Genomic DNA, 10900 nt, shown 5'->3' with positions numbered 1-10900 from the left:
TTGAGATTCAGTAACTTCCTGCAAGTTTAATTTAGATATGTAAATTTTTTCTCACTTCCTCAACAACTGACTGATCGGCATTCGGTCAGTAAACTTAGTCGCTATAAACGGATCTTCATCTTGAGCACTTTCAGGCTTATAAAGTGAATAACGCTCGACTTCACTTGCTGTAATTTCTGTAACGGGTAAGGTAAATAGGTTTGCTACATCAGGAAAGAGCACTTCAAATGCTATGACTAAATGCTTGGTTGTGAGGGTTTTCGCGTTGTCTACTAAAGCGTAGAGTACGGCATCATCTAAAAAATATTTGAGCGTTCTAAAGCAGCCTTTTGATAGTGAGAACAAAGCAAATACTGTTGCTTGCTCACTTAGATTTGGCTTTTCGGTGAATGGCATACGGTTGGCTAGGCCAATTATTAACTGCACAAAATGCTTTGGATTTTCTGACAATTTAAAATAAGGCAGCTGCCGCCTTACTAATAAACGCGATGACCACTGCGGTTCGTCTGCTATTTTTGCTGCCCACGGCATTCCTACCAATACAATTGATACACCCGCTTCGTCGTTAATATATTTTAATCGGTTGGCAATCTCGCGGCGCTTTTTACCTTGGTTGTGCTCAATTAGCTCTTGAAACTCATCAATAATTATAAGCTCTGTACCACACGTTTTTAGGCATTTTATTAATGATGTCGTTAATCGAGTACCATTTACTCGCAGTTTGCGCTCTGTGCTGCCTATTTGTCCTAAGTCTTTAAGAAGCTCGGCTAAAGTAGATTCTAGTGTAGGGTTACTCGGTATGCGGCTTACTAATACAGGGTGATTCATCACTCCATTAATAAATTGCGGTAAGTGACGTTCTTTATACTGTTTTATTAGTGCTGTTTTACCTGTGCCTGTATCGCCATTTAAAAGCATGCAGGGCTTTTCGCCCGCTAACCCTTTACCAAGTCTTAATCTGTCGAAGTCGTTAAATACAGTGGTTATTATTGGGTATTCAATAAATACATCGCGAAATTCATTAAGCTTTTCTTTTTGTTTATCGGTCAGCATAATTAAAATCCATCTAAGTCTGAAATAAAGTCATCCCAGCTATCAGTTGGTTGCTCTTTAGCTGTAACCTTTTTGACCTCTACGGGTTTGCACTGAGTTATTGATTTTTGTGAATCACTACTGACATTTTGATGCTTAGCTAGCGCTTTACCCCCTTTTACTTTTGAGTGGTTTGCCGCATTTTTTAACGCTTCAAACTCGTTTTGAATTTTATTATGAATAAACATACGCGCTTTTGCTAAGCCTACATTATCGATAGAGCCCGAAATAAAGTCGCGGTGGATGCGTGTGTTTATTTTATGCTGATTCAAACTTAAATTTTGGGTGTAACCGTTTGGGTCTATGCATGGTACTTTTATGTAATGCTCTAGCTTATCGAGGTATACGTATACATAAGAAATATCTTCGGGGTTTAACTTAACTAAAACCTTATGAGATACGTTGTGACTAAATTGCTTTCTGTAATTAGACAGCTCCGTGCAGTCATACCTTAAGTTTTCCAGCCATACCCCTCCCTTTCTAAGTTTAGGGTGAATTGAAATACTGAGTACAACATCTAGTCGTTGTAGATCATCATTACTCAGCATTGTTGGTGGTAACGTACTAAAGCCTTGCTCCCATAGTTGGCTCGGTATGTACTTAAAACGGCTGTCGGCATCTTGATGGTAAACGTCTACTACCCATTTATGGAATAACTGCATAAAGGTCGTAAAACGCATAATTGCATCTTTTTTGGGATTATATTCATGCTTTTGTAAAATATTAGAAAAGGTTTTACCTGGTATAGGATCTAGTAACTCAGTGTTAATTGTGCCAAACATACGTTCTACAAAAGGTTTTAACCACGGCTTTTTCGTTGGATTATATTGAATGTTTACTCCAATTTCACAAACAGCAAGCTCAAGATTATTACCCCAAAACTCTCTTCCATTATCAGTAACGAGTGTTTCAATTTTACCTGCACACTTCCACTCATTTACCGTATCAGGGTATAGCTTTGCCACTTCACTTTTAGGTTTCATGGCATTCATCATCGCTCGCCTTACTGCATCATAGCAGGGTTCGCTGAAGCTAAAGTAGTAGCCAACAATACAATGGCTATACACATCAACTAACATGGTGAGTGTCGGCCTACCAAGCGGGATATGTAGCTCATCATCTAATAAAATAAGATCCAGCGGTGTATGGTCAATTTCAACTTTTTCGAGTACTCGGGTAGGCCGTGTATGCCCTTCCACTTTATTAAACGCAATATCAGCAAGGCGCTTACCATAACGAGCAACCATAACGTCGTATTGCGGTAAATTATCGATTCTATTTTTAAATGCTTTGTATGTTAGAGGCTTTAAAACACTGCCTAAAACACTGTCGTTTTCAATAATAACTAAATCTGCGTAAAACTTATAAGCCGAAGCCACTGATGGCTTTTCTTTTACTAAATAACGCTCAAGTGCTTTTTCAAAAAACTTATCAGTTGCTGTATCGCGCTCCCTGTTACCCTTTTTTTGGTGTCTTGGTATTAGCGCCATGATATTTTTATCTGCATTTGTATAAGCGCTATACCATCGTGCGGCGGTTCTCCAGCTGGGCTTTTTTTCTCCCTCAACTTCGGGCATTACTTTTAATAAAGGCTCAAGGCTTTTTTGTGTCCAACCGCCTTGAATATTAGTCTCAAGCCATTGAATATATTTAAGCTTAGCAAATGTTGTTGTTTTAATTTTTTCAGGAAGGGCTTGTAAATCTTTGGCGTAATTTTGAGGTAGTTTGGCTGCTACTTTTGGTAATGGCTGGTTAAATTCATCTTCAAACAGCCCGTCATTAAACATTATTAGACCAAATTGCTGTTTCTATTGATATTTCATTTGTAGTTAAATCGGCAAATAACTGCCCTAAAGATAATAAGCGTAGCACAGTAGCAAGTAGCTCACCGGCAGTTACTTTTAAATAGCTAACTAACTGGCCCACTTTAATAGACTCGTATTGCTGAACAAGTTCTAACACCGATGCTTGCAATTCTGTTAAAGACTGAAAACCAGAGTAGCGATGCAAAAGCTTTAAGTTATTGAGTGTTGGATACACACGGATTTGTTTGTCTGTAACCAGTATTAAGTCGCGTCCATCTTGCTTAGCTATGGCTTGCTTTTCAATAAAACGTGCACGAAAGTCTTCGTCAGCAATTTTGCTTTGTGGTTTTACTTCTATAAATTTTTGCGTGCCGTCTGTGTGGGTAAGTAAAAAGTCAGGTGTGTAACAGCAAATACGGTTATCAAACTCATATTCGTAACCTAGTGGCTGTGCTTCAAATGCGGCTATTGATGGTGAAAATTCAAAATGGAAACACGCATCAAATTCTAAAGAGGATTCAACTAAACAGGTAGATTTATTTTTTTGACTAGCAAATTTATGGAGGTTTTTAACACGGGAGTGTTTGAGTTTTCTTCTGTACATGTGAGTCAACCATCTAACCATTTGGTTAAATACTAGACTATGCCACCTTATACTTCCAATTTATGCCATCTTTTAGTACAAATATGTCAACTTATACTTCAAACAACACCCAAATGAGGAATTTGGGTGGCAGTCTTACCAGCCACATCTCGGCACACACGTCACAAACTGTGGCTGCTCCCTTCCGGGCCTGACCAGGTTCGCCTGCTAGTGTTGCGAGAGGACCAATAAGACTACCATTGAGGGCCTTGGTTGGCGCGGGAGGGATTATCTCTACTTTTGCTCTGTTATTCAAGGGATAATCTAAAAAGAAAGTGCGATTGCATACTTCATATACAATCGCGGCGTATTTAGCTATTTTAGTGCGTATTAATTGTTCTCTAACTGCGCTTTTATATTACGTAATGCTGCTTTTACTTTTTTCATGTTTTCTGGACCCATACGTAAAAGCTGCTTTTGTGCATCTGGTAATTGCTCCCACTCCGAAAACGCATACTGGTAAGTTACTGAATCACGAAGTAACGGCAAGTCACCTTCAGGCTCTGGCGTATCAAGTAATAAATCGATTGCATCGGTTAGCGTTTGATTAAATTCGTCATCGCCGTAACCAATTTCACTGTATGCATTATTAATAAGTGGCTTGTACTCTTCGTACATGCGAACGGCTTGCGCTGCACTCATACTGGTAAATATTTTCACATACGGTGTATAACGCTCGTAGCTGTTAGGGTTAATCGTTAAGATATCACCTTCATTCACGCTAAATTTTTCTTCTAGCTGTACAACAGGCATGTGTTTTTTAGCTATTTTTCCTTTTGCTAAGTTATCTACATATACCACACCACGACGAATAACATCGTCGGTCACCATTAAGCTCATTACTGAGTCGCTTAGGTACTCGTCCATTTTAGCAACAACAACTGCATCACTTTCGTTAAGCGTTGGTAGTGGCTCTACTTCTTGCACAGGCTCACTTGGACTTTGTGCTGGTACTTCAAGCTCTGCTGGCTTTTCTGGATTTACAGACGGCGCATCTACCACGGGGTCGTTCTCGGGTTTAAGCTCCATCATAGGTTGTTCTTTAACTGTGGGCTCTACCTCAGTGCGTGTTGCTTGCTCGTCACTGGGTGTTAGCAATACGAAGGCGGCCGCACATGCTACGACTATTAAAATAATAACGGCGAAAAGAATATTGTTATTAGGTGGACGTTTTTGAACATCTGATGCTTCTGGTTTATCTGACATACGAACTCCATAAAAATTAAAATGCGATATCACTTAGAGTACGCTAAGTGGATTAAATTCATTCTTACACAAATACTATTACATTTTATAATACGGCAATTATAGCAAAGTAAGTTAAGTACTAAATTGGGTGATTAAACAATGTAATAAGTATTAGGGCAGTTATCCTTTGATTCTTCTAGCTTAAAGACTTACAGTTAATAAATAAAGTAAAGACGTAGAACAGTTTAACCACCAATATGAAAATCAAGCAAGTTGATCCACAAAAACCTAAAATTGCCTTATTACTCACAGGTGGTGGCGCACGTGCTGCTTATCAAGTGGGTGTCCTTAAAGCGCTAGCTCATAGTATGCCTCGTACTGCTCCATTGCCATTTAGAGTAATAAATGGCACCTCTGCTGGGGCTATTAACTCAGCTGCGTTAGCATGTTACGCCTCCTGTGCGCATTTGGCTGTACGAAAGCTTGAATCAGTTTGGAAAAACTTTTCAACCTCTATGGTCTATAAAAGTGATTTTTTAAGCGTATTTGGTCATATTGCGCGTAATATTTTAACGAGCTTTCAGTCAGAACATATTAACCATCCACCAGCGAGTTTGCTAAATAATCGCCCTCTACGTGGTTTGCTCAATGAGATTTTAGACTTACACCGGATAGAGCGTAACTTACACCGAAATTATTTAGATGCGCTTTCAATTACGGCTTCTAGTTATACCACGGGCGACTCTGTTGCGTTTTTTCAATCAAATACACAAACACCATGGCAACGCGCTAAACGCGAAGGCCAAGCTACGCGTATTAACGTTGAGCATTTAATGGCATCGAGTGCCATCCCTATGGTGTTTCCAAGTGTAAATATTTATAACCATTACTTTGGGGATGGCTCTATACATCAGTTATCGCCTCTCAGCCCATCCATTCATTTAGGGGCTGAAAAAATATTTATTATTGGGGTCGACCAGCCTAAAGAGCTTCACCCACCGGGTTACTCCCCTCATTATCCTGGCTTATCGGCTGTTGCGGGACATTTACTCGACAGTGTATTTACCGACACTATGCAATCGGATTTAGAGCGTTTGGCTCGTGTTAACCGAACATTAGGGCTATTACCTGCACGCGATAAACACCAAGAGCTAAAACAAATAGATACCTTTGTTATTAACCCTTCGCAAAACTTTAACGCAATTGCAGCGCAGTATTACGACGATATGCCATGGGCCATTAAAGTATTGCTACGTACCATAGGTGTAAAAAAGCATTCGCAATCGAGTTTAACCAGTTACCTATTGTTTGAAAAACGCTACACCCAGCATTTAATGCAAATTGGCTATGAAGACGGTATGGCGCAGTTGCCTAAGATGCGTGAATTTTTAGAGCTAGATTAATCTAGGTCATTATTCGATTCCGTCGAGCAGGTAGTGCTCTACCCGCTCAACACGCCTTGGTTTACCTTGTAATACTAAAACGTCATTAGCCAATAATGTTGTTTGCGCTGATGGCGTATCTATTTCGGCTCCTTCTCTGCGCAGTGCTTTTACGAGCACTCGCCGCTTTTCTAAATTAAGATCTTCAATTGTTTTACCCACGGCATAAGCTTGCTGAGGTAGCGCTACAACATGTAAGTATTCTAATCGTTCACTTGAGGCATCTTCGCTATCTTTAAAATACCCGGCGTAAAAGCTTTGCATTAATGGATAACGATTACGACGTTCTTTACTTACTCTACGCACAATACGCGTCATCGGTACGCCCGACATAGACAACACATGCGACACGAGCATTAAGCTCGCCTCTAACGACTCTGGCACTACTTCGGTTACGCCTAGCCCTTTTAAATAATCTAACTGGCTATCGTCACGGGTACGAATGAGTATTTTAACGTTGGGCGCTATTTGTTTTATGGCATCAATAACAACTTGTGCGTGATCAAGCTCTGTAAAAGTAATAATAACCAAGCGAGCTCGCTCTACTCCTGCGCATTTTAAAATATCTTTTTGTTTAACATAGCCAAATATAACAGGCTCACCTGCAGCTTTGCCTTCTTGAACAAGTATTGGATTGCTTTCAATGGCAACGTAGTCTATTGCTTCGGGCTTTAAAAAACGCGCTATAGTTTGCCCAACACGCGAAAAACCACAAATAACAACATGGTCACTATAAAGTGTACTACTTTGTGGCTCACTCTCCAGCGCTAAACTAGGGCGATCGAGTATACCCAAACGCTTTAAAATAAATGGCGTTTTATCAATCAAAAATGGTGTAAATGCCATTGATAACACACCAAGGGCAATTAAAAATGAAACTTGCTCTGAGTTTAATAACTGATGCTGCCCAGCAAGTGCAATAAGTACAAAACCAAACTCCCCCATTTGCCACAGCATAATGCCACAGGCGAGTGAATCTTGGTTTCGTTCATGCATTAGCCGCGCACTAAGTGCGACTACTGTAATTTTTAATACGAGTAACCCAAGCAATGCGCCAATAATTATTACTATATGCGCCAGTACAAATAAAATATCCAACTGCATACCCACAGTTACAAAAAACAGCCCCATTAAAATATCGCGAAATGGACGTATATCGGCCTCTAACTGATGCCTGTAATGGCTCTCACCTAACATCATTCCCGCTAAAAAAGCGCCCAATGCCATAGACAAGCCAAACATATACGTTAAAAAGCCCGCAAATAACGCTACTAATATAGTGGTAAGCACAAATAACTCATCGGTTCGTACTTGCGCTATTTCTTTAAACACAATGGGCAATACCCATTTACCAATTGCCCAAAGAAGCACGCATACAAATGCGCCCTTACTTAGGGCAAACGCTAAAGCCCAGCCAATACTTTGAGAGTCGCTTGATGCAAATAAAGGAAGTATTATTAATAGAGGAACAACAGCAATATCTTGAAAAAGCAGTACACCAACGGCCAATTGCCCACGGCGCTGATTAAGCTCACCCGTTTCTTTTAATAGCTTAACCACTACAGCCGTAGAAGAAAGCGCCATAATTGTACCAATGGTAAAACTGGTGAGCAGGGAAAAGTCTAAACAATATAAAATAATAATGAAGAGTAAGCTGGTTATACCTACTTGTAACGAGCCCAGCCCAAATACTAGGCTTCGCATTGCCATTAGCCGCGAAATAGAAAATTCTAACCCCAAACTAAATAACAAAAACACAATCCCAAGCTCTGCTACAAACTCTATTTCATGAGATTGCGCTAGCCAACCAATACCATGACTACCGGCTAAAACCCCCGTTGCTAGGTACGCCAAAATAGGCGGCAAGCCAATGCGTTTAAAAAACCACACAAAAAGAACTGCTGCCACTAGCAAGCCAAAAATTTGAACGTTAATACTCTGCAAATTCGGCCTCACGCGTCAATTAAACCAAGGGACTTACTTTAAATATAGCAACCTTCTGTTTTTCAGCCAGTTTTAAAATATGGCACAAAAATCGCTTAGTAATTGCAAAGTAACACCCTCGGGGGAGAATTTAATGGAAAACGTCCATATTTTGACGCAGCGTGTGTCTGGTCGCGGTGATTTTTTGCCGTTTTCGGCTGAACATTCGCCAACAAATGAAATAACAGAAACACATAAACTCGTTACAGAGCTACAAACTAGCTTAGTGATTGAGGATGTTTTAGCTATATACGCAAAATTTACAAAACAATTGTTAAATTTCTCTGGTTTACAGTTTCAGTCAACACTGGGAACTACACAAACATCACAGAGTGATACAAATAGTACACCCTATATTTTTGATTTGGCGATTGGTAAAGAACACTTAGGGCAACTAATTTATTTTAGTAAATTCCCGCTTGGTCAAGCCATTGAGAAAAAGCTACATACTTTGCATACTGCGCTGGTTTATCCACTTCGTAATGCGATGATGTATAGCCGAGTATTAAAGCTTGCCACAAAGGATGCATTAACCGGCTTAAATAACCGTAGTCAGTTTAATGACTTTTTACTGCAAAAACTTGAAAACTGCCGTCGTTACCAGCGTCCATTTAGTTTAATGCTGCTTGATTTAGATAACTTTAAACAAGTTAACGACAACTTTGGCCATAAAATTGGTGACGATACACTTAAAGAGTTTTCAAAAGTACTGTGTAGCAGCATACGCGGCACTGATTCGGTATTTAGATTTGGTGGTGATGAGTTTGCTTTACTTATTGAAGACCCTGAGTTTACAACGAATAAAGTGATTGCTGAGCGGATAATGTGCTTAGTAAGAAAATCGCCCCTAATGTCTAAGTATAAAGTAACAACCAGTATTGGTTTTACTTTAGCTAACAGCCAAGACAGCGAAACTGAAATATTTGCTCGCGCCGATAAAGGTTTATACAAAGCAAAAGCATCTGGCAGAAACTGCGCAAAAGCATATTAGTCTTTACTTAACTGCATTAAATAAAAAGCCTAACTTCCCCCGCTAGGCTTTGCACTTACCAAATTATAAATAAACAACGCGGCACAAAAACCAAAAAAGAATCCGCTAATTAAATTAAGTAATGCAGTAATAGTAGCAAGCGGTGTAAATAATACTAAAAGCAGTGGCAGGCTCACGCCTAAAATAAAAAACAATCCACCTTTACCTAACCAATAAGCTAATAAAAGCACTGCAGATACAATTCCACCCGCAACTGCATAACCTAGCGTAACTATATTTAGCTCAAGTAAAATATTAGCAATAATAGCTATAACGGCCGTTATTAGCATACCCACTGGCGCTTTAGTAACTAACGACAAACCAACATGCGGCTGTTTACTCATTTATTTACACTCCCAAAAAATACCATTTTCATCAATATGCTTAGCACTTATAAAATAACCAACCACTTGAACTAATTCATCATTATAAAAAATAAGCGGCACACTGGCGCGAAGCCAGGGTGCTATTTTTGCATCTTTAAACCAATGTTTTACGGTATTGCTACCCGGCTTTTTAAGTGGTTTTATACGTGCGCTATTACAATTAAAGCGCACTGTTACTTGTTCATTAGCTTTTGGAGGTCTTACTCCGCAACCGGTGTTTTTAATTAATAAGCGCCCGTCTGCAAGTTTTAGCTGTGAATGATTCAGCTCAATATAATTAAGCTCAGCATCTGTTAATTCTGCACTTGGTGTTACAAAGTACAAATAACCTTGATGACGACGTATTCGTCCATCTGTTAAATCAATTAGCATTTGTGCGTCATTTTTTGCATTAACTGCTTGATTAATAATTTGCTCGAGCTGCTTTTGCGATGGCATCACTTGTGTAAATAGTGCAAGCCACGCACGTACTATATTTGCAATGCGCGCTGCGCTGTATTCGCTTATCTGGCCAATGCAAAGTGCTTGATGCTCGTTAATACACTTATTTAAATCGAGCTGTGTATATTCATCAAGTAGTGTTTGCTGTTGCTGTAGCAACTCAATACTTCGTGCAGTGCATTGCTCAAACCCATTAAAGCGCTCAGCTAACACCGGTACTATTTTTGAGCGTAAAAAATTACGGTCAAAGCTTTCATCTGTATTAGAGTCATCGGTTATGTGGTTAATATTAAACTGCGCTGCAAACGCTTCTATATCGCTGCGCGTTACACTTAACAATGGCCTAAAACATATACGCCCACTTTGCAGCAAGCGCTCTTTATACATAGAACCAAGCCCTTTTAAACCCGAACCTCGCTTTAAGCGCAGTAAAAATGTTTCTACTTGGTCGTTTAAATGTTGGCCCAGTAAAATAATACTGCCTTTTGGACTTAGTTCATCAAGTGCTTTGTAACGGACGTCGCGTGCTTGGGCTTCAAGACTTGTGCGCGACTGCTGCTCAATAACTACTTTCGCGGCTTCAAAGGACACATTAAGCTCTCTGCACAAATTTTGGCAAAAGCGTTGCCAGTCATCAGCATACTGGCTCAAACCATGGTGAACATAAATAGCCGATATATTAATTGCAGGGTTATCTTCTTTTAAAGTGCGCATTAAATGCAACAACACCACAGAATCAACGCCACCAGAAAGCGCCACTGTAAAAGCGGTGTTACCTTGCTCAATATAGCTATTTAATGATTTTTTTAATTGCTGATAAATTGCTGATGTATGCATATGGGCGCACTTTTATATAAAAACTCTGAACATTTTAAAGCAAAAAAGCCGCA

Annotated in this window: 9 protein-coding genes and 1 other RNA gene; 2 read left to right on the top strand and 8 right to left on the bottom strand. The window is 39.6% G+C overall.

Annotation, left to right across the window (positions count from 1 at the left end):
* Positions 1 to 51: 51 nt before the first annotated feature.
* The 5 genes from GQR46_RS10110 to GQR46_RS10090 form a co-directional block, all read right to left on the bottom strand.
* Positions 52 to 1053 carry a TniB family NTP-binding protein gene (locus GQR46_RS10110; protein ID WP_165740868.1) on the bottom strand — a complete coding sequence of 334 codons (1002 nt, stop codon included), beginning with the start codon at positions 1051 to 1053 and terminating at the stop codon, positions 52 to 54.
* Positions 1054 to 1055: 2 nt separating this feature from the next.
* A complete protein-coding gene (locus GQR46_RS10105; RefSeq protein ID WP_165740867.1) occupies positions 1056 to 2879 on the bottom strand; it encodes a Mu transposase C-terminal domain-containing protein in 1824 nt (607 codons plus the stop codon).
* Positions 2872 to 3501 carry a TnsA endonuclease N-terminal domain-containing protein gene (locus GQR46_RS10100; RefSeq protein WP_165740866.1) on the bottom strand — a complete coding sequence of 210 codons (630 nt, stop codon included), beginning with the start codon at positions 3499 to 3501 and terminating at the stop codon, positions 2872 to 2874. The genes GQR46_RS10105 and GQR46_RS10100 overlap by 8 nt, the downstream gene beginning before the upstream one ends.
* A 133-nt stretch (positions 3502 to 3634) precedes the next feature.
* Positions 3635 to 3731, bottom strand: an RNA gene (ffs, locus tag GQR46_RS10095) — signal recognition particle sRNA small type.
* Between the two features lie 139 nt (positions 3732 to 3870).
* Complete coding sequence (locus GQR46_RS10090) at positions 3871 to 4746, bottom strand: DUF3014 domain-containing protein (protein ID WP_165740865.1); 876 nt, start codon at positions 4744 to 4746, stop codon at positions 3871 to 3873.
* 239 nt (positions 4747 to 4985) lie between these two features.
* Here GQR46_RS10090 and GQR46_RS10085 point away from each other — a divergent pair, with 239 nt between their 5' ends.
* Positions 4986 to 6131 carry a patatin-like phospholipase family protein gene (locus GQR46_RS10085; RefSeq protein ID WP_165740864.1) on the top strand — a complete coding sequence of 382 codons (1146 nt, stop codon included), beginning with the start codon at positions 4986 to 4988 and terminating at the stop codon, positions 6129 to 6131.
* A 9-nt stretch (positions 6132 to 6140) separates the two neighbouring features.
* On the opposite strand, the gene GQR46_RS10080 is transcribed toward GQR46_RS10085, so the two are convergent.
* A complete protein-coding gene (locus GQR46_RS10080; protein ID WP_165740863.1) occupies positions 6141 to 8114 on the bottom strand; it encodes a monovalent cation:proton antiporter-2 (CPA2) family protein in 1974 nt (657 codons plus the stop codon).
* A 133-nt stretch (positions 8115 to 8247) separates the two neighbouring features.
* Here GQR46_RS10080 and GQR46_RS10075 point away from each other — a divergent pair, with 133 nt between their 5' ends.
* The gene (locus GQR46_RS10075) at positions 8248 to 9144 is read left to right on the top strand and encodes a GGDEF domain-containing protein (RefSeq protein ID WP_024590733.1); all 897 of its coding nucleotides are present in this window, start codon (positions 8248 to 8250) and stop codon (positions 9142 to 9144) included.
* Between the two features lie 29 nt (positions 9145 to 9173).
* Here GQR46_RS10075 and GQR46_RS10070 read toward each other — a convergent pair whose 3' ends face one another.
* Together GQR46_RS10070 and tilS are read right to left on the bottom strand one after the other, a co-directional pair.
* Entirely contained in the window at positions 9174 to 9527 is a 354-nt protein-coding gene (locus GQR46_RS10070) for a hypothetical protein (RefSeq protein WP_165728542.1), read from the bottom strand.
* A complete protein-coding gene (tilS, locus tag GQR46_RS10065; RefSeq protein WP_165740862.1) occupies positions 9528 to 10847 on the bottom strand; it encodes a tRNA lysidine(34) synthetase TilS in 1320 nt (439 codons plus the stop codon).
* Between the last annotated feature and the right edge of the window lie 53 nt (positions 10848 to 10900).

The sequence above is a fragment of the Pseudoalteromonas sp. Z1A6 genome (assembly GCF_011378745.1).
Classification (GTDB): Bacteria; Pseudomonadota; Gammaproteobacteria; order Enterobacterales; family Alteromonadaceae; genus Pseudoalteromonas; species Pseudoalteromonas arctica.
Note: the sequence above shows the minus strand (reverse complement) of the source record. Positions and strands in the feature narration are given on the sequence as shown.

Coding starts and splice junctions, on each gene's coding strand:
- GQR46_RS10110 (WP_165740868.1), bottom strand. CDS start 1,053: ATGCTGACCGATAAACAAAAAGAAAAGCTTAATGAATTTCGCGATGTA.
- GQR46_RS10105 (WP_165740867.1), bottom strand. CDS start 2,879: ATGTTTAATGACGGGCTGTTTGAAGATGAATTTAACCAGCCATTACCA.
- GQR46_RS10100 (WP_165740866.1), bottom strand. CDS start 3,501: ATGTACAGAAGAAAACTCAAACACTCCCGTGTTAAAAACCTCCATAAA.
- GQR46_RS10090 (WP_165740865.1), bottom strand. CDS start 4,746: ATGTCAGATAAACCAGAAGCATCAGATGTTCAAAAACGTCCACCTAAT.
- GQR46_RS10085 (WP_165740864.1), top strand. CDS start 4,986: ATGAAAATCAAGCAAGTTGATCCACAAAAACCTAAAATTGCCTTATTA.
- GQR46_RS10075 (WP_024590733.1), top strand. CDS start 8,248: ATGGAAAACGTCCATATTTTGACGCAGCGTGTGTCTGGTCGCGGTGAT.
- GQR46_RS10070 (WP_165728542.1), bottom strand. CDS start 9,527: ATGAGTAAACAGCCGCATGTTGGTTTGTCGTTAGTTACTAAAGCGCCA.
- tilS (WP_165740862.1), bottom strand. CDS start 10,847: ATGCATACATCAGCAATTTATCAGCAATTAAAAAAATCATTAAATAGC.